Annotated in this window: 19 protein-coding genes; 16 read left to right on the top strand and 3 right to left on the bottom strand. The window is 44.0% G+C overall.

Features of this window, described 5'->3' with window-relative positions:
• The first annotated feature begins 207 nt into the window (after window positions 1-207).
• The gene (locus tag D0T66_RS05400) at window positions 208-1,206 is read left to right on the top strand and encodes a PhoH family protein (RefSeq protein WP_163356223.1); all 999 of its coding nucleotides are present in this window, start codon (window positions 208-210) and stop codon (window positions 1,204-1,206) included.
• Here D0T66_RS05400 and D0T66_RS05395 read toward each other — a convergent pair.
• Together D0T66_RS05395 and D0T66_RS05390 are read right to left on the bottom strand one after the other, a co-directional pair.
• Window positions 1,183-1,605 (bottom strand): hypothetical protein, encoded by a 423-nt coding sequence (locus D0T66_RS05395; protein WP_163356222.1) that lies wholly within the window; start codon window positions 1,603-1,605, stop codon window positions 1,183-1,185. The genes D0T66_RS05400 and D0T66_RS05395 overlap by 24 nt on opposite strands.
• A 38-nt stretch (window positions 1,606-1,643) precedes the next feature.
• Window positions 1,644-1,838, bottom strand: coding sequence for a hypothetical protein (locus tag D0T66_RS05390; RefSeq protein WP_163356221.1), 195 nt, complete (start codon window positions 1,836-1,838; stop codon window positions 1,644-1,646).
• Between the two features lie 120 nt (window positions 1,839-1,958).
• On the opposite strand from D0T66_RS05390, the gene D0T66_RS05385 reads away from it, so the two are divergent.
• Window positions 1,959-2,405 carry a helix-turn-helix transcriptional regulator gene (locus D0T66_RS05385; protein WP_163356220.1) on the top strand — a complete coding sequence of 149 codons (447 nt, stop codon included), beginning with the start codon at window positions 1,959-1,961 and terminating at the stop codon, window positions 2,403-2,405.
• Window positions 2,406-2,409: 4 nt separating this feature from the next.
• Here D0T66_RS05385 and D0T66_RS05380 read toward each other — a convergent pair whose 3' ends face one another.
• The gene (locus D0T66_RS05380) at window positions 2,410-3,177 is read right to left on the bottom strand and encodes an SDR family oxidoreductase (RefSeq protein WP_163356219.1); all 768 of its coding nucleotides are present in this window, start codon (window positions 3,175-3,177) and stop codon (window positions 2,410-2,412) included.
• Between the two features lie 283 nt (window positions 3,178-3,460).
• On the opposite strand from D0T66_RS05380, the gene D0T66_RS05375 reads away from it, so the two are divergent.
• From D0T66_RS05375 to D0T66_RS05310, 14 genes are all read left to right on the top strand, one after another.
• A complete protein-coding gene (locus D0T66_RS05375; RefSeq protein ID WP_163356218.1) occupies window positions 3,461-4,111 on the top strand; it encodes a rhomboid family intramembrane serine protease in 651 nt (216 codons plus the stop codon).
• A gap of 122 nt (window positions 4,112-4,233) precedes the next feature.
• Window positions 4,234-4,563: a hypothetical protein gene (locus D0T66_RS05370; protein ID WP_163356217.1), complete on the top strand. Its 330-nt coding sequence runs from the start codon at window positions 4,234-4,236 to the stop codon at window positions 4,561-4,563.
• A gap of 46 nt (window positions 4,564-4,609) precedes the next feature.
• Complete coding sequence (locus D0T66_RS05365; RefSeq protein WP_163356216.1) at window positions 4,610-5,293, top strand: OmpA family protein; 684 nt, start codon at window positions 4,610-4,612, stop codon at window positions 5,291-5,293.
• A 637-nt stretch (window positions 5,294-5,930) separates the two neighbouring features.
• Window positions 5,931-7,268 carry an FISUMP domain-containing protein gene (locus D0T66_RS05360; RefSeq protein WP_163356215.1) on the top strand — a complete coding sequence of 446 codons (1,338 nt, stop codon included), beginning with the start codon at window positions 5,931-5,933 and terminating at the stop codon, window positions 7,266-7,268.
• 474 nt (window positions 7,269-7,742) lie between these two features.
• Window positions 7,743-8,339, top strand: a complete 597-nt coding sequence (locus D0T66_RS05355; RefSeq protein WP_255489717.1) for a TIGR00730 family Rossman fold protein — start codon at window positions 7,743-7,745, stop codon at window positions 8,337-8,339.
• 31 nt (window positions 8,340-8,370) lie between these two features.
• Window positions 8,371-8,832 carry a thioredoxin-dependent thiol peroxidase gene (bcp, locus tag D0T66_RS05350; protein WP_163356214.1) on the top strand — a complete coding sequence of 154 codons (462 nt, stop codon included), beginning with the start codon at window positions 8,371-8,373 and terminating at the stop codon, window positions 8,830-8,832.
• Between the two features lie 11 nt (window positions 8,833-8,843).
• The gene (gene recA, locus D0T66_RS05345) at window positions 8,844-9,872 is read left to right on the top strand and encodes a recombinase RecA (RefSeq protein ID WP_163356213.1); all 1,029 of its coding nucleotides are present in this window, start codon (window positions 8,844-8,846) and stop codon (window positions 9,870-9,872) included.
• A gap of 157 nt (window positions 9,873-10,029) precedes the next feature.
• Complete coding sequence (locus D0T66_RS05340; RefSeq protein ID WP_163356212.1) at window positions 10,030-10,584, top strand: nucleotide exchange factor GrpE; 555 nt, start codon at window positions 10,030-10,032, stop codon at window positions 10,582-10,584.
• A gap of 32 nt (window positions 10,585-10,616) precedes the next feature.
• On the top strand, window positions 10,617-11,750 hold the full coding sequence (gene dnaJ / locus D0T66_RS05335; protein WP_163356211.1) for a molecular chaperone DnaJ: 1,134 nt from the start codon (window positions 10,617-10,619) through the stop codon (window positions 11,748-11,750).
• Window positions 11,751-11,834: 84 nt separating this feature from the next.
• On the top strand, window positions 11,835-12,422 hold the full coding sequence (locus D0T66_RS05330; RefSeq protein WP_163356210.1) for a Crp/Fnr family transcriptional regulator: 588 nt from the start codon (window positions 11,835-11,837) through the stop codon (window positions 12,420-12,422).
• A gap of 53 nt (window positions 12,423-12,475) precedes the next feature.
• Window positions 12,476-13,291 carry an SDR family oxidoreductase gene (locus D0T66_RS05325; protein WP_163356209.1) on the top strand — a complete coding sequence of 272 codons (816 nt, stop codon included), beginning with the start codon at window positions 12,476-12,478 and terminating at the stop codon, window positions 13,289-13,291.
• Between the two features lie 104 nt (window positions 13,292-13,395).
• Window positions 13,396-14,490 (top strand): Nif3-like dinuclear metal center hexameric protein, encoded by a 1,095-nt coding sequence (locus tag D0T66_RS05320; RefSeq protein WP_163356208.1) that lies wholly within the window; start codon window positions 13,396-13,398, stop codon window positions 14,488-14,490.
• Window positions 14,491-14,602: 112 nt separating this feature from the next.
• Complete coding sequence (locus tag D0T66_RS05315) at window positions 14,603-15,358, top strand: zinc ribbon domain-containing protein (protein WP_163356207.1); 756 nt, start codon at window positions 14,603-14,605, stop codon at window positions 15,356-15,358.
• Between the two features lie 296 nt (window positions 15,359-15,654).
• Window positions 15,655-18,213 (top strand): adenosylcobalamin-dependent ribonucleoside-diphosphate reductase, encoded by a 2,559-nt coding sequence (locus tag D0T66_RS05310; RefSeq protein WP_163356206.1) that lies wholly within the window; start codon window positions 15,655-15,657, stop codon window positions 18,211-18,213.
• Window positions 18,214-18,333 lie beyond the last annotated feature (120 nt).

The following is an 18,333-nucleotide window of genomic DNA, read 5'->3' as shown; positions in this document are numbered from 1 at the left end:
AACATTCTTTTATAGGGCAAAGATAGTAAATAGTAAAGAAGTAAGCGATTTTCGCTTAAACAACTCGCCCCAATCGATTGTTAAATTATAAAGAGATGATTTTGTTTCGGTCAAAATATGTATCTTTGGAATTGCTCAAAAAATGCCATTATATTACCCGACAAACCGAAAAACAGTTTATGGTAAAATGTTGATTAATAAATTTGAATGATAGAACAGATAATAATTTTAGAGAATATAGATCCTGTCGTTTTTTTCGGGATCAATAATGCAAATCTACAACTCATCAAAACACTCTTTCCTAAGCTCCGTATAATGGCACGGGGAAACGTCATTAAGGTAACAGGAAATGCCGAAGAGGTACCTCTCTTTGAGGAAAAGATACGCGAATTAGAGAAATTCAGCGCCGAGCGTAATATGCTGGGCGAAGCCGCTATCATCGACATCGTAAAAGGAAAAACGCCAAACGTGGTAACGCAGGATAACCTGATTATATACGGCATCAACGGGAAGCCGATTTTTGCACGCACACCCAATCAGCAACTCCTGACCGATATGTTCGATAAGAACGACCTCGTATTTGCATTGGGGCCGGCCGGTTCGGGTAAAACGTATACAGCCATCGCTCTGGCAGTGAAGGCATTGAAGAACAAACAGGTGAAAAAGATCATCCTCAGCCGCCCTGCCGTAGAAGCCGGTGAAAATCTGGGATTCCTTCCGGGCGATATGAAGGATAAGATCGATCCGTATCTGCAGCCGCTCTATGATGCGTTGGAGGATATGATTCCGCCAATGAAGCTGAAAGATTATATCGAAAATAAAACCATCCAGATAGCTCCTCTGGCTTTTATGCGCGGACGCACGTTGAGCGATGCTGTCATCATTCTGGATGAGGCGCAGAATACGACTACCCTGCAAATCAAGATGTTCCTTACCCGATTGGGGATGAATGCCAAAATGATTGTCACAGGAGATATTACGCAAATAGACCTCCCGCCGTCGAAAATGTCGGGTTTGAAACATGCTATGCGTATATTGAAAGGCGTGAAAGGTATCGGGCATGTCGAGTTCGACAAGAAGGATATTGTCCGCCACAGCCTCGTACAGCGCATTGTGGAAGCCTATGAGAAAGAGGACGCAAGAGAGAAAAAGGATCGCGACAAACAAGAGCCCAAAAGCGTATCAGCGAAGAAAGAGACTAATTGATACGACCGTCTCCGAGCATTCATCTACATATTTTCCGTTGCAGGATATACGTCCGGCGACTGCGATGTTATCGTTGTGTGGCAACAGAAAAGCGAAGTCATCATCGGGAAACGTATATCGCGGCATGACCAGCAAAGAAGCCTGCATGCCCTGCATATCGAATACGATATCTTTGCGCCACACCCGCCGGGTAGTTTCTTCATAGTGATATTCCCCTTTGGCATCGCGATACATAATAAAAACGGGAGTATTTTTGCGCGAATACACTTCCGCCGAATAGGTTACAACATACAGCTTATTATTTTCAGACTTGCAGCCTGACAGAAGAAACAGCAGGAGGATAATCATTACTATCCTCCGCCCAAGGTGCATAAGGCTGGGAGTCTTGTAGTTTGTCATAGCGGGTCTTTCATTGTCGTGCGGGCTACACACAGGTATCAGTCGTTTTCAATTTTACCCCATTTCTGTATAGCCACCTGTTTAATTCGCTCGTATAGTTCTCCTTTTCCTAATTCAATCGCATTTTTTACGGTATTGCGGTGCACGCCTAATGTCCGTGCCACCTCTGCTTTCCATCCGTGAGGTAAAAAATCAGGCAAGGAAGTCCTTTTAATAATGATTGTTTTGGCCATGAGAGGTCTGTAATAAATAAATTTATTATCTTTGAGACGTTGTGCATATCAACAATGCAAAGTTATACATAATTTCTGAAATAGAAAAATATTTATTCAGAAAAATAAAATTACAAAGCAATGGGTATTACCAAAAGCGCTATAAACAAGCGTTTTATTGAGAGTGTTATTTCTCTGAAAAAATCGACACCCAGCGTATCGAAGAAAAAGATAGCTGAAACTTTAGGTATAGGACAGACTAACCTTTCCGAAATATTGGGCTGCCGCATGGGAGTGAGCACCGAACTGGCTGCGAACTTTTGCGCTGCATACAATATAGATCTACAGTGGTTACTGACCGGAGAATCTGCGCCCGAAAAGGAAGAATACAATCAGGCAAGCATCAATAAGGTAAACGAAGCGCAGATACATTACAACGAAATGACAATAAACTCGCTGACAGAAGAAAACAAGCTTCTCCGCGATCAGGTTTCTTTATTACAAAACATCGTAAAAGAACAGCAGGCCTTGATTGATGCTTTCAAAAGCGGGGCAATCATTGTTGCGACACCTAAAGAAAACAATTAATCCGTTAAAAGTATTTCGCTGTTTTTCTCTTCTCCATCAACGAATACAACCTCATCAGACAAGGAAACGCCCGTCCTATCGGATAGAATAGCCTGAACAGGCGCGACGGGTATATCCGCTTCTTTCCCTTTTCTATACCCTTGATTATTCTCCGCGCCACCGTCTCTGCATCTTGGACAGGAAAAGGCAACGGAAACTTATTTTTCTGCGATGCCTTATCGAAAAAAGCAGTCCGGGTAGCAACCGGATACACGGCCGACAGTTGCAGGTTTAACGGTTTTTCGTAGCGGTAGGTTTCGACAAAATGATGCAAAGCCGCCTTGGTCGAACAGTAGAGCGAATAATACGGAAGAGCCGCCAATCCTGCGCCCGATATGGTACACACAAAAGCTTTCTCCCCTTCACCACCCGCTGCCACCAGCCTTTCCAATGCATATACGGGAGAAAAAACATTCAAGGAAAATATCTGTTCGATGTGATTCCAATCGGCAGCTTTCAATTCTTCTGCATATCCGAAGCCTGCATTGGCAATAAAAACATCGACCTCCCCAAAAACTTTCTGCGCATAGTCAAAGACGGCATCTACCCCTTTCTGCGTACTCACATCCGCAGCAAAAGGATACACAACATCCTCTATCACAGGCAAATTATCTACATGCCGCGCCACAGCTATAACCTTCAGGTCGGGATATAGAACCAATCGCTTCAACAATTCCAGTCCTATCCCCGCAGAAGCGCCTGTCAATACAACATTGCGTTTATCTAATTTCATTTTTTATCGATATAATTTCCTCTCTAAGTTAGGAAAAGATGAAGACAAAACCCATTTCTCAAATAAAAAAAAGGCTGTTTATCTATATTTATTTATAGAGAAGTAAAAATTCAGATAATCTGACAGACAAAAGCGACATACCGGAATCCGGCTGCACAAAGCAACACCAATCAGATTAACTATCTTATACACAGCAATTTCACGTTATACACAGGAGGCTTAATGCTATCTGAAATAATTTTTATACCTTTGCCCACGAAACAAATATATCATTTGAAGTTATATGAACGTTGGGCAATACATACCATACCTAATCATTATCCTCACCGGCATAACAAGCGTTATGGGTTTCAGCAACAGAGACTTGAACAACAAACTGATATTCAACGTAGGAGCTGTATTGCGGGATAAACAATGGTATCGCCTGATTACCTCATCCTTCCTTCATGGCGACTGGATGCATCTCATCTTCAACATGATGACATTGTACTTCTTTTCGGACATCATTGTCGAAGCCTTTGGGGCATGGCGCTATCTCGTCATCTACTTTGCATCGGTTTTGTGCGGTGGACTACTCTCGCTTTTTGTGCATCGGCGCGAGCCTTATTATCTGGCGCTCGGAGCTTCGGGAGGTGTGGTCGGAATCCTTTTTGCCGCTATCGCTTTGGTGCCGAATGCGCAAATCGGGTTACTCTTTATTCCGGGACGTATTCCCGGATGGCTCTTCGGAATCCTCTATCTGGGATATTCGATATATGGCATGCGCAGCAATTCGGATAATATCGGTCACGACGCCCACCTCGGAGGAGCAGCAGCAGGGCTACTGCTTACCATCCTGTTCGCACCCGGCGTATTGTCCGCACACGGCCTGTACATCGGCATCATGATAGTTCCGCTGATTGTTCTGGCAGTTTTGTTATGGAAAAAATCATGACAGGATTAAACCTTTTGCACTTTTACAAAGTCTAACATCTCGATGCAGAAAATAATCACAAGAACTGAACATCCCGTTTCATATCTTTGTTATAGTTGTATCGGAAATATATACAAAAAATCATGAGTAAAGAAAAAGACATGTTGCAGTACGACGAAGATGATGCCGTAAAATATATACGGAATTATCTTTCGCAGGAAATGAAGGAAACTTTGAACGACGACGATATCAACTACATCATCGACATCGTTTACGACTTCTACGACAGCAAAGGATTGATGGACGAACAAACGGACGACGATACCATTGTGGAAGTCGACGAAGACGAAATGATCGCCTACATCCTGAAAAATACGAAGAAGGATGGCGCACGCGATTTTACGGCCGAAGAAGTGACCTCTATCGTGCAGGGAGAACTGGCGTATTGCGAATCTATCGGAATGTTTGAATAGACACAAATTTTAAATAATCAAATTTTTAAACTAATTTATTAATCGTATGAAAAATTTATCAGTATTGGCAGCTATCGTTCTCAGCATAGCTGTTATTTTCTCAACAACGAGCTGTAATTCAAGCAATACCGTCAAGGGCGGCGGTATAGGTGCAGGTGCAGGTGCCCTTCTTGGTGCCGGAGTAGGTGCTCTTATCGGTGGTGGCAAAGGCGCTGCCTGGGGTGCCGGAGTAGGTGCCGTTGTAGGTGGTGGTGCAGGTGCTATCATCGGAAACAAAATGGATAAACAAAAGAAAGAACTCGAGCAAATCAACGGAGCTCAGGTAGAATCTATCCACGATGGACAAGCTATCAAAGTTACGTTCGAATCGGGTATCCTGTTTGCAACTAACTCAAGTACATTGAACACTTCGTCTCAAAGTGCATTGACAAGCTTTGCTCAATCATTGATAAGCAACCCTGATACGGATGTTGAAATCTATGGCCACACCGACAGTTCGGGTAACGACCAAATCAACATTCCTCTATCGGAAAAACGCGCCCAGTCGGTATACAACTTCTTGCTGACAAAGGGTGTATCGGGTAACCGTATGGCATCGCAAGGTTTAGGCTCTTCTTTGCCTGTTGCCGACAACAGCACAGCTGCCGGTAAAGCGCAGAACCGCCGTGTAGAAATCTATATCCTCCCTAATGAGAAGATGATCCAAGACGCGCAAAATGCTGCAAAATAAGCAATAAACATATTCGTAAACGAGGTCTGAAAATTTCAGACCTCGTTTATTTTTTGGATAATACAAAAAACGTATTACCTTTGTAGCGATGAATCACAAACAGGAGAAATATATCTTTTTTTTAGTTAAAAAACTATACACCAGTATGGTTAATTATCTACAATCACACACACACACACACACACACACACACGGAATATAACCTTTTTGGGGGATATATCCAAATTTTCAACTAATAAAATTCACCTCCCCCCGTCCCCCTCCAGCAGAGGGGGAGTAAAAATATACACTCTTTTCCTATCTCCTCCCCTTGTGGGGGAGGTAGGGAGGGGGTGCCCGAATGCTTGTGTTAATGTCAGGGGTATTCCGGGCAGTGATTGCCGTACCTACCTCCCCCCAGCCCCCTCTGCAAGAGGGGGAGCGAGGGGTTATTTTACAATTAACAGTGAGCAGTTATCAGTTAACAATAGAACTTTTGTAGGGGCGCATCTGCGTGTGCGCCCGCAAACCAATATATCGGGCAGACACATAGGTCTGCCCCTACACAAAACCCGAAGAAGATCCCTCGCACCCACTCGGGATGACAAAGCTAACAGCTATAAAACCAACAATATTTATCCATTAATAACAGAATCATATGAAATTTAAGCAACTAACACAGGTTATTACCGCATTCATAACTTTAACATTATGTACAGCAAACCTATTTGCACAAGTAACCATCGGCAGCAACCAGGCACCACGCGCAGGCGCATTACTCGACCTGACCGAAGGAGCCACTACCACCAAAGGGTTGAACCTTCCGCGAGTGGAGTTAACCAACCTGAAACCTACTACTCCAGCTGAATTATCGGCTTCTATCGGCGCTACGGGCAATTGGGTATTGAACGACCACACAGGATTGGTGGTATATAATGCTATAGATAATTTTTGCGGAGCAAACCTTATCTATCAAGGCATATATGTTTTTGATGGGACAGAGTGGCAATACTTAGGGCAAGATATAGATGCCGGAATAGGAATGAGTCGATGGGCTGTATTGGCAGGTTTTCCTGGTGTGGCCGAAGTAAAAGTAAGTGACGCGGATGATACAGCCAAAGGCATTGATACTCCGCATCCAACTACTGGAAGCGCCTGGCACCGAGATCAGGATGGCAATATTTTTCTTTCGGGCTACTTTGGCTCAACTGCCGGCAGATGGATGATTACCAACTTGGCAGCTACCACTTTTGCCAGTAGTGGACGCACCGGCGATGATGCACAAGTGAACAGAGCCTTTGGGGTAAGTATCGCAGTTCCCTCTAGTACATCTAGCGATTCCGAGCCTCTTTGGTGTTATCCACTAACACCTACTACTTCCACCACCTATGACGACAATAAACGTCTTGGACTGCTTTATAATTGGGCAGCGGCAACCAACGGAAAAGGGCGCTACGATTTAGCTGGTATCGAAATCAACGCTACTGGAAATTTCGAGATCAATGATAGTGAAGCAGGTGTTCCTCAGACAGCTAATATACAAGGCATCTGCCCTAACGGGTGGCACTTGCCAAGCGATGTAGAGTGGACACAATTAGAACAGGAAATAAATACAAATACCAGTCAATATAGCAGTTTGGTTGACGCTAACGGTACTATCACTGTTGGTTTTATGGGTGTGCGCGGTGCAGCTACTAATGGTCATGGCAAGGGTATGAAAGATAGCTGTCCGACTCCTGGTCAATCAACTTATGTCAGCAACGGTGCCTCTAACGTTATCAACTCCAGAGTGCAGCCCGGCATGAATATTTTGCTTACCGGCTACTTCGCTCTCTATACTCGCGACTATGGCCAAAGGGCACATTTGTGGAGTGCGAGCGGTTACGACACTCCATCGAATGCAATGACACGCACTGTCTTTTATGACGGTGAGAAAGTCAGTCGATATTATTCCACTAGGAACATCTTCTGTTCCGTCCGCTGCAAGAAAGACTGATAAACAGCTACTTCGCCCTGCGGGCAGTTACAAGTTACGAGTTACAAGATTTAAACAACTTTATCTATACAGGGAGGCAGTTCGCGAGGGCTGTTTCCCTTATGTATTTTTAGTTAAGTAATAAAAAAGTAACCACGCTAAAAAACGGGCAAAACGAGTAGAGAATTGTTACTTTTTCGGGATTTTGTCATCCCGAGCGGATGCGAGGGATCTCTTTCCGCTAACGTGACGAGATGCTTCGCTTCGCTCAGCATGACAAAAATAATAAAAAAGTAACCTCTTGAAAAACACTGTTTTCGCGTATACCTTTTTAACATTAACACATTTATAATAAGAGAATTAACAAGGAACAAAAGTAACAAAAGGGTGACAAAAAAGTGACACATTTGTGTAATTCTAAATAGTCGCTGATTGTGAATATCTTTTACACTTCCAAGGGGTGAGGATTGGTATATAATTACTATCTTTGCTCTGATGAATCCAGCTACCCATATGAAATATATCACTGTCTTCTGTGGATCGTCCGAAGGCGGCATCAACAGCTACATGCAACAGGCTTACGCTACGGGCAAAGCTATCGCTGCACGGGGCTACGGCTTGGTGTACGGAGGAGCGCATGTAGGATTGATGGGGGCTGTCGCCGACGGTGCACTGGATGGAGGAACGGAAGCGATAGGCATCATCCCTACCTTCCTGAACAAGAAGGAACTTGCCCATCCCCGGCTGACCGAAACGCACGTAGTGTCTACCATGCACGAACGCAAGACAATGATGTTTGAGCGGTGCGATGCCATCATAGCCTTACCCGGCGGATTCGGGACGATGGAAGAACTATTCGAAGTGCTTACGTGGGCACAACTCAACCTGCACCAAAAGCCTATCGGGCTGTTGAATATCAACGGTTACTACGATGCGCTCATCACCTTTATAGACCAGATGGCCGAAAACAAGTTCCTGAAACCCGAGTACAAGCACATGTTGCTGGTCGACAGCGACATCGAAAAGCTTCTGGGCAAGATGGAACACTATGTGCCGCAGGTAAACGACAAATGGTTCGAGACAGCAAAATAAATGCATAGATAGAAGAATAAGGAGGGAAACAATGGCATTACAGGTAGGAGACAAGATCCCGGCTATACTGGGAAACAATCAAGACGGAAAGGAAGTGAAAGCATCCGACTACGCCGGCAAGAAACTGGTACTCTATTTCTACCCGAAAGATAGTACGCCGGGATGTACGGCAGAGGCTTGCAGTTTCAGGGACAACTTTCAGGAGTTACGCAAAGCCGGATACGAGATAGTAGGCGTCAGCGTAGACAGCGAAAAGTCGCATCAGAAGTTCATCGAGAAGCAGCAACTACCCTTCCCGCTCATCGCCGACACGGACATGAAGCTGGTTAACGCATTCGGTGTCTGGGGCGAGAAGAAGTTTATGGGACGCACCTATATGGGCACTAACCGTACGACCTTCCTGATAAACGAGGAAGGGATTATAGAAAAGGTCATAGGCCCTAAAGAAATCAAGACCAAAGAACACGCTCAACAAATATTAAACTCAAAATAAGAATAAACAGCATGGCAGAAGAAAAGAAAGAGGCTGCAAAGGCAGCACCAAATGCAGAAAAGATGAAAGCATTGCAAGCGGCAATGGACAAAATAGAAAAGAACTTCGGTAAAGGTTCTATCATGAAGATGGGCGACGAAGAAGTGACCGAAGTAGCTGTTGTCCCGACAGGCTCTATCGCGTTGAACGCAGCTCTCGGCGTAGGCGGTTATCCGCGTGGACGTGTGATAGAAATATACGGCCCTGAATCGTCGGGTAAAACGACACTGGCTATCCACGCTATTGCCGAAGCTCAGAAATTGGGCGGCATTGCAGCCTTTGTGGATGCTGAACACGCATTCGACCGCTTCTATGCAGAGAAGTTAGGCGTCGATATCGACAACCTTTGGATTTCTCAGCCCGACAGTGGAGAGCAGGCGCTCGAAATTGCCGAGCAACTGATACGCTCGTCGGCTATCGACATCCTCGTCATCGACTCGGTAGCGGCATTGACTCCTAAAGCCGAATTGGAAGGCGACATGGGCGACTCGAAGATGGGATTGCAAGCGCGCCTGATGTCGCAAGCACTGCGTAAGCTTACAGCAGCTATCAGCAAAACGAATACGGTTTGTATCTTCATCAACCAGTTGCGCGACAAAATCGGGGTAATGTTCGGTTCACCCGAAACGACTACCGGTGGTAATGCTTTGAAGTACTATTCATCTGTCCGCTTAGATATCCGCCGCATAGGGCAATTGAAAGACGGAGACGAAGTGAAAGGTAGCCAAACCCGCGTAAAAGTGGCGAAGAACAAAGTAGCGCCTCCTTTCCGCAAAGCCGAATTCGACATTATGTATGGCGAAGGTATCTCGCGCTCGGGCGAAATTATCGACTTAGGGGCAGAATTGGGCATCATCAAGAAAAGCGGCTCGTGGTACAGCTACAACGAGACTAAGTTGGGGCAAGGACGCGAAGCAGCAAAAGATACCATCAAAGACAATCCTGAATTGGCAGAAGAGCTGGAAGGACTTATTTTTGCTGCTTTGAGAGAGAAGAAGTAATCGGTATAAGATATTTAAGAGGCTTGCTGCTAATTTGTAGCGAGCCTTTCCTTTTGGCAAGACTTTTGTTGATAGATAGGAGAATAATCGGCGAGTAAACAATCAACGCCCGTCAAGTGTTCTTATAATATACTGTAAATAAAACAAATATCATCATATGAAAGAGGAAAAAGAAAATAAGAAACAAGAATCGGAAGAAACAGTAGATCCGAAAAATATGACAAATGAGCAGCCGGAGGAAGTAGTTGAATCATTGGAAAGTGACACTTTGGCGGAACTCGAAGCTAAAAATAAAGAACTACAGGATTCTTATCTGCGTCTGACTGCCGAATTCGATAATTACCGTAAACGCACACTCAAAGAAAAGGCAGACTTGCTCAAGAGTGGAAGCGAAAAGGTTTTGGTAGATGTGATTACAGTTGTTGACGATTTTGAACGGGCACTCGAAAACATCGCTACGGCCGAAGATGTAAATGCCGTAAAAGAGGGGGTAGATCTGATCTACAACAAATTCAAGAACTTCCTCACCAAGCATGGAGTGAAAGAAATCGAAACTATAGGGCATGCCTTCGATACAGATAAGCACGAAGCGATCACAACCATTCCGGCTCAGAAAGAGGATGACAAAGACAAGGTTATCGACTGTGTACAAAAAGGTTATACCCTCGACGACAAAGTAATCCGTTATCCGAAAGTGATTGTTGCAAAGTAATCAATCCATACCACATACCTATATAATAACAAATGGCGAAAAAAAGAGATTATTACGAAGTGCTGGAAGTTTCGCGTTCGGCAACTTACGAAGAGATAAAGAAAGCATATCGTAAAAAAGCTATTCAACATCACCCCGATAAAAATCCGGGAGACAAAGAGGCCGAAGATAAATTTAAAGAAGCTGCCGAAGCTTTTGAAATATTAGGAGACGAAGACAAACGTGCCCGCTACGACCGCTATGGACATGATGCGCCGGGCGGATTCGGAGGTCATGCCGGAGGCTTCTCAATGGATGATATATTCTCGCAATTCGGCGATATATTCGGAGGGCATTTCGGTGGGTTCGGAGGCTTCGGACAACGAGGCCCGCGCGTCAACCGTGGCTCTGATCTGCGCGTGAAGGTAAAACTCAACCTGAGTGAAATAGCCAAAGGCGTAGAGAAAAAGATTAAAGTCAAGAAGTTCGTTTCCTGCTCGCACTGTCACGGAACAGGTGCAGACGGGGGCACAGCATACGAAACTTGCTCGACCTGTAAAGGTTCGGGAGTGGTGACACGCGTTGTCAACACCATTCTGGGGCAGATGCAGACACAATCGACCTGTCCGACTTGTCAGGGCGAAGGTAAGGAAATCAAGAAGAAATGTTCCCATTGCCAAGGTGAAGGCATCCTTCGCGAAGAGGAAGTAATCACCATCAATATTCCGGCCGGAGTTGCCGAAGGCATGCAATTGTCGTTGAGTGGCAAAGGAAATGCTGCTCGTCACGGCGGTGTTAACGGGGATTTATTGATTCTGGTAGAGGAAGAAGCACATCCTGAGTTGTTCCGCGATGACAACGATGTCGTTTACAATCTCCTGTTGGATATTACAACTGCCGCTTTGGGTGGCAGCGTTGTAGTTCCGACCATAGACGGGAAGGTGAAAATCAACGTCGATGCAGGAACACAACCCGGAACGGTACTCCGCTTGAAGAATAAAGGGCTTCCGAGTGTAAATCGTTACGGCACAGGCGACTTGCTTATCAATATAAGTATTTATGTCCCTGAAAAAGTGTCTGACAAAGAGAAAAAAGCTTTGGAAGAACTAAGCCAATCGGAAAACTTCAAACCGAGCCCTTCGATTAAAGAAAAGATATTCAGTCATTTCCGCAGGATGTTTGACTAAAACAAAAAGGGAAGCAACTCTACAATAGGGTTGCTTTTATATTCTTCCCCTAACTTTATCATTCATTAAAAGGCTGCTCTCATTATGTACGACAAATTAATTGCCAAGATAACCACCTTTATCCCATTGACGGATGATGACGAAGAGATTATCAGGTCACTATTTAAGCCCTATTGTTGTAAAAAGAACGAGATTCTGATAAAGGAGGGCGACCAGTCGAGCCTCGCCTATTTCGTCGATTCGGGATATCTGAGGTATTATACGATGTCGGAAGATGCAGAAGAACAAACTATCCATTTGATAATACCCGGACATTTTTCGACAGCATTATCCAGCTTTTTGTATAATACCCAATCAGAGCAAATATTGCAATCGATAACGGATGCCAAGCTATTACACATATCCAAGGACGATTTGGAATCCCTTTATAACAGTTCGGCCAAATGGCAAAAATTCGGTCGTAAGATAATGGAATTTTTCTTGCTGGAGAAAGAGCAACGCGTTATCGACCAACTTACGCTGAATGCAACAGAAAGATATGCCAAGCTTTTGAAGGAAGACCCGGCATTGGTGCAGAATGTACCTATTCAATACATAGCTTCCTATATCGGTATCAAGCCAGAATCTTTGAGCAGAATCAGGAAACAGATTTTCCTAACAAATATCAAGTAACCGGGAATCGCTGTCGTTGTAGCTTTGTGACTATAAATCAAAAAAAAACGACAATGATGAAAACAATACTGATTACAGGAGCCTCCTCGGGTATCGGAAAAGAAACAGCCATCCTGTTCGCCGAAAACGGCTGGAACGTCGCAGCTACCATGCGCAACATGCAAAATGCAGACAAAGCCGAAGCATTGCCAAATATCGAGTATTTCCGGATGGACGTCAAAGATAAAAACTCCATAGAAGAATGCATACAAGAGGTCTTGGAGAGGTATGGAAAGATAGACGTATTAGTAAACAATGCGGGAATCTATACAACAAATCCGATAGAATTGACCCAAGAAGAGACCATCGGGAATGTTATCGACACCAATATCAAGGGTGTAATAAACGTCACGAAAGCTCTAATACCTCATTTCAGAAAAAGAAAAGCAGGAACAATCGTAACAGTTTCGTCCATCGCAGGCAGGTTGACATTTCCTTTCCAATCGGTATATCATACGTCAAAATGGGCAATCGAAGGTTTTATGGAGAGCCTCCGCTACGAATTGAAACCCTTCAATATCAATTTAAAAATCATCGAACCGGGAGTTGTCAAGACCAACCTTTATCAATCGATACAAAACCTGCCTCTTGAGAAATATCCGGATGATTACAAAGAAAGCTTCGGCAAATGGTACAAGTCTCTCACAGATGGCTATACAAAAGGATACAATCCGGCCATAGATGCAAAAACGATATTCCGGGCTGTCAACAGCAAAAGCTCAAAGCTAAGATACAGAAGTGATTTCTCTACCAAATTAGCCTTCTTTTTGCGGGCACTTCTCCCATTATCAACATTTCAGCATATGATGCAAAATATGATGTCTAAATAGCTATTAACAACAAGAGAGTCGATAGCAGACAAAATATTGGAAGTTTATTCTTTCATAACCGTTAAAAAATTTATCTTTGATATTGCATGTAAAATCAAAGAAAGATGAAAATAAAAGAGATACTACAGACTATTGAGCAACTGGCTCCTATTCCGTTACAGGAGAGTTTCGACAACTCGGGCGTACAAATAGGCAATATCCATCAGGAAGCCAAAGCGGCACTATTGTGCATAGATGTGACCGAAGTCGTTGTGGACGAAGCGGTAGCATTAGGCTGTAACCTTATTATCTCGCATCATCCGTTGGCTTTCCGCCCCTTCAAATCGTTGACGGGAAAGAATTATGTAGAACGCTGTATGATGAAAGCATGCAAGCACGACATTGTAATATATGCCGCCCATACGAACCTCGACAACGCCAAACTGGGAATCAATTACTACTTAGCCAACCTGTTAGGCTTGCAACATATACGCATCCTCGCCCCTCAAACGGGGAAATTACTGAAACTGGTGACATTTGTGCCCCATTCGCATGCCGAGATAGTCCGCAACTCGCTTTTCAATGCAGGAGCGGGAAGCATAGGCGAATACGATTCGTGCAGCTACAATATAGAAGGTAAAGGTACATTCCGCGCAGGCGAAGAAACCAACCCTTTTGTCGGCAATGTGGGAGAATTGCACACCGAAGACGAAGTACGTATCGAACTGGTATTGCCTGTCTACAAACAGAACGAGGTATTGCAGGCGTTGCTCGCCGTACATCCATACGAAGAGCCGGCATATGACTTTTATGCCCTGCAAAACAGCTGGTCGCAAGCCGGAAGCGGTATTGTGGGAACATTGCCGGAGGAAATGGACGAGGAGGATTTCCTCTATCACCTCAAAGATACCTTCCACTTGTCAACGTTGATGCATTCTGCCCTTCGCCGGAAACCGATACGCGATGTCGCTATTTGCAGCGGAGGCGGAGCTTTCCTTATTCCCAATGCCATCGGATATGGCGCAGATGTCTTTGTCACCGGTGAAGCTAAATACAATGACTATTACGATGTGGAGGACAAGATACTGCTGGCAACGGTAGGGCATTACGAATCGGAGATTTTCACAAAAAATGTATTTCTTGATGTCATTTCGGAAAAATATCCTACCTTTGCACTCTATATGTCGGGGACCGATATTAATCCGGTCAACTATTTGTAAATAGGCTGTGACATACTCCAGCTTGTTTATGATAATGTAGTAAGAAGGTAATAATATTGCCGGATTGCTGCATTTTTTTATTTAAATAATTATCTATAAATATATAACTACTATGGCAAAGAAACAGGTCGAAAAAGAAATTACGGTTGAAGATAAGTTGAGAACACTTTATTCGCTTCAACAAAAATTGTCGGAAATAGACAATATCAAAATACTTCGTGGAGAACTTCCGTTGGAAGTGGCCGATTTAGAAGACGAAATCATCGGTCTCGAGACACGTATACAAAAATATCAGACCGAGCAGAAAGAAGCTGAAACAGCGATTTCGGAGCAGAAAATCAAGGCGCAGGAATCGGCTACTAAGGTTATTAAATATAAGGAGCAATTGGATAACGTCCGCAATAACCGCGAATTCGACCACCTGACAAAAGAAATCGAATACGAAGAGCTCGAAATCCAGCTATCGGAGAAGCGTATCAAGGAATTCACTATCGAATCGAAAAGATATGCCGAAGAAATAGAAAAAAGCAACACTTTCTTAGAAGAGCGCAAAGGTGACCTCACCCAGAAAAAGGATGAGTTGGATAGCATTGTGAACGAAACCAAACAACAGGAAGAGGAGCTTCGCGATGAAGTGAAGAAAATCGAAAACGAAGTGGAACCTCGTTTGCTTACAGCATTCAAACGTATCCGCAAAAGCGCCCGCAACGGATTGGCTATCGTAATGGTAGAGCGCGGAGCGTGTGGTGGATGCTTCAACAAAATACCGCCTCAGAAACAAATGGATATCAAAATCGGTAAAAAGATTATCGTTTGCGAATATTGCGGACGTATCATGATCGATCCCGACTTGGTTGCTGCTGAATAGTTTAGAAAACCGACAACGGTTCTCAATTATAAAAACGGAGTATTTTCCATTGAAGATACTCCGTTTTACTTTGCCGGTTTCTCATCCCTCAAATTTACCAAAATTACAAAAACGGAAAACTTTTTTCATTTTAACAAAATATAAATATCTTACAATCAAGTATTTAATTTTTATTTTGGACAACTTTGAACTTTGTTAATAAATTAATGTTATAATATTTGGCATATTAATATGTTCTTTCTTACTTTGTAAAACAAACAGAATATCATAATTAATAATAGACAACTAAGGGCAAAATGGCTGAAAAAAGTTACACATTTGATGAGGCTTACAACGCAACATTAAACTATTTCGAAGGAGATGAGTTGGCCGCAAAGGTATGGGTCAACAAATATGCTCTGAAAGATGCATTAGGTAATATCTACGAAAAAACACCGGTAGATATGCATTGGCGATTGGCAAACGAAATCGCCAGAATAGAAAAGAAATACGAAAACGGGCTTACTGCACAAGAATTGTACGATCTTTTCGACCGCTTTAAGTACATCGTACCACAAGGAAGCCCGATGACGGGTATCGGAAACAATTATCAGATTGCATCTCTTTCCAACTGTTTCGTGATCGGTCTCGACGGAGAGGCAGACTCGTATGGTGCAATTATCCGCATCGACGAAGAACAGGTGCAGCTGATGAAACGGCGCGGAGGCGTAGGACACGATTTGTCACATATCCGTCCGAAAGGTTCACCCGTAAAAAATTCAGCCCTGACCTCAACAGGCTTGGTTCCGTTTATGGAGCGCTATTCCAACTCAACACGCGAAGTGGCACAGGATGGCCGTCGCGGAGCGTTGATGTTGAGTGTTTCGATCAAGCATCCGGATTCGGAATCGTTTATCGATGCCAAAATGGAGCAAGGAAAAGTTACCGGAGCGAATATCTCTGTCAAGATAGATGACGACTTTATGAAAGCTGTTGTCGACAATACTCAATATACACAGCAATACCCGGTAGATTCTAAGAATCCCAAAACAACCAAAGATATAGATGCCAACGATCTGTGGAAAAAGATCGTTCACAATGCCTGGCGCTCAGCCGAGCCGGGAGTGCTTTTCTGGGACACTATTATCCGTGAATCGGTGCCTGACTGCTACGCAGATTTAGGCTTCCGCACAGTATCGACAAACCCTTGTGGCGAGATACCGCTTTGCCCTTACGACAGCTGCCGCTTATTGGCTATCAATCTGTATTCATATGTTGTCAATCCATTCTCGGATGAAGCTTATTTCGACTTCGAACTGTTCAAGAAACACGTAGGCTTGGCGCAACGGATAATGGATGACATCATCGACCTCGAGATGGAGAAAATCGAGCTTATCCTGAAAAAAGTGGATGAAGATCCCGAATCGGAAGAGGTAAAAAATACCGAAAGACATTTGTGGGAAAAGATCCGTAAAAAGACGTTGCAAGGCCGTCGTACCGGAGTGGGAATCACTGCCGAAGGGGATATGATTGCCGCTATGGGACTTCGTTACGGAACAGACGATGCCACAGCTTTCGCCGAAGAGGTACAACGCACATTGGCTCTCGCAGCCTATCGTTCGTCTGTTGAAATGGCTAAGGAACGCGGTGCATTCGAAATATTCGACTTCGAGCGTGAGAAAAACAATCCGTTCATCAATCGTTTAGGCGAAGCCGATCCTGCACTTGTAAAAGATATGGAGAAATATGGCCGTCGCAACATTGCCTGTCTGACAATTGCCCCGACCGGGACAACCAGCCTGATGACGCAATCGACTTCCGGCATCGAGCCTGTGTTCCTTCCTGTATACAAACGTCGCCGCAAAGTGAACCCGAACGACAAGGATGTGCGTGTCGACTTCGTAGACGAAAACGGAGATTCATGGGAAGAATATATCGTATTCCACCACAAGTTTGTGACATGGATGGAACAAAAAGGATATTCTACTACCAAACGATATAGCAATGAGGAGATAGACAAATTGGTCGAAGCATCTCCTTATTACAAAGCCACTTCGAACGACGTCGACTGGCTTCAGAAAGTGAAGATGCAGGGACGCATGCAGAAATGGGTCGACCACTCTATCAGTGTGACAATCAATCTGCCGGCAGATGTTTCGGAAGACTTGGTAAACAAATTGTACGTCGAAGCATGGAAAAGCGGATGTAAGGGTTGTACCGTATACCGCGACGGTTCGCGTGCCGGCGTATTGGTTGCAGCCAGCGAAGAAGACAAAAAGAAAAGCGAAAAGTCGGAAGATTGCGGCGATTGCTACGAGCGTCCATTGGTCGTTCCACAACGTCCTCGCGAGTTGGATGCAGATGTCATTAAATTCCAGAATAACAAAGAAAAATGGATTGCTTTCATCGGATTGCTCGATGGCCGTCCGTACGAAATATTCACGGGTATAGCCGATGACGAAGAGGGATTGATGCTTCCGAAGAATGTCAATCACGGAACGATTATCAAAACATACAACGACGAAGGTGAACGTTCGTATGACTTCCAATTCAAGAACAAGAGAGGTTATAAGACTACAATCGAAGGACTGAACGACAAGTTTAACCCTGAATTCTGGAACTATGCGAAACTCATATCAGGTGTATTGCGTTACGGAATGCCTATCGACCAGGTTGTTAAACTCGTACAGGGATTGGAATTGAACAGCGAAACCATCAATACATGGAAGAATGGCGTTGAGCGGGCATTGAAGAAATACCTGCCGAACGAAACGGAAGCTAAAGGACAAAAATGTCCGGTTTGCGGATTAGAAACGCTCATCTATCAGGAAGGATGTATGAAATGTACTAATTGCGGGGCATCCAAATGCGGTTGATTACCTGCAAATAGTTACAAAACATTAAATATCAGGGAGGACAATTATAGATTGTCCTCCTTTCTTTTTCAGGAACAAAAAAGTTAAAAAACAAATATAATTTTGAAAAAGGTATAAATA

The sequence above is a fragment of the Dysgonomonas sp. 25 genome (assembly GCF_010501075.1).
GTDB lineage: Bacteria > Bacteroidota > Bacteroidia > Bacteroidales > Dysgonomonadaceae > Dysgonomonas.
This window is presented reverse-complemented; position numbering and strand designations above follow the sequence as displayed.

Coding starts and splice junctions, on each gene's coding strand:
- recA (WP_163356213.1), top strand. CDS start 8,844: ATGGCAGAAGAAAAGAAAGAGGCTGCAAAGGCAGCACCAAATGCAGAA.
- D0T66_RS05310 (WP_163356206.1), top strand. CDS start 15,655: ATGGCTGAAAAAAGTTACACATTTGATGAGGCTTACAACGCAACATTA.
- D0T66_RS05390 (WP_163356221.1), bottom strand. CDS start 1,838: ATGGCCAAAACAATCATTATTAAAAGGACTTCCTTGCCTGATTTTTTA.
- D0T66_RS05370 (WP_163356217.1), top strand. CDS start 4,234: ATGAGTAAAGAAAAAGACATGTTGCAGTACGACGAAGATGATGCCGTA.
- D0T66_RS05320 (WP_163356208.1), top strand. CDS start 13,396: ATGAAAATAAAAGAGATACTACAGACTATTGAGCAACTGGCTCCTATT.
- D0T66_RS05395 (WP_163356222.1), bottom strand. CDS start 1,605: ATGACAAACTACAAGACTCCCAGCCTTATGCACCTTGGGCGGAGGATA.
- D0T66_RS05380 (WP_163356219.1), bottom strand. CDS start 3,177: ATGAAATTAGATAAACGCAATGTTGTATTGACAGGCGCTTCTGCGGGG.
- D0T66_RS05400 (WP_163356223.1), top strand. CDS start 208: ATGATAGAACAGATAATAATTTTAGAGAATATAGATCCTGTCGTTTTT.
- D0T66_RS05375 (WP_163356218.1), top strand. CDS start 3,461: ATGAACGTTGGGCAATACATACCATACCTAATCATTATCCTCACCGGC.
- D0T66_RS05325 (WP_163356209.1), top strand. CDS start 12,476: ATGATGAAAACAATACTGATTACAGGAGCCTCCTCGGGTATCGGAAAA.
- D0T66_RS05360 (WP_163356215.1), top strand. CDS start 5,931: ATGAAATTTAAGCAACTAACACAGGTTATTACCGCATTCATAACTTTA.
- bcp (WP_163356214.1), top strand. CDS start 8,371: ATGGCATTACAGGTAGGAGACAAGATCCCGGCTATACTGGGAAACAAT.
- D0T66_RS05355 (WP_255489717.1), top strand. CDS start 7,743: ATGAATCCAGCTACCCATATGAAATATATCACTGTCTTCTGTGGATCG.
- D0T66_RS05315 (WP_163356207.1), top strand. CDS start 14,603: ATGGCAAAGAAACAGGTCGAAAAAGAAATTACGGTTGAAGATAAGTTG.
- D0T66_RS05385 (WP_163356220.1), top strand. CDS start 1,959: ATGGGTATTACCAAAAGCGCTATAAACAAGCGTTTTATTGAGAGTGTT.
- D0T66_RS05330 (WP_163356210.1), top strand. CDS start 11,835: ATGTACGACAAATTAATTGCCAAGATAACCACCTTTATCCCATTGACG.
- D0T66_RS05340 (WP_163356212.1), top strand. CDS start 10,030: ATGAAAGAGGAAAAAGAAAATAAGAAACAAGAATCGGAAGAAACAGTA.
- D0T66_RS05365 (WP_163356216.1), top strand. CDS start 4,610: ATGAAAAATTTATCAGTATTGGCAGCTATCGTTCTCAGCATAGCTGTT.
- dnaJ (WP_163356211.1), top strand. CDS start 10,617: ATGGCGAAAAAAAGAGATTATTACGAAGTGCTGGAAGTTTCGCGTTCG.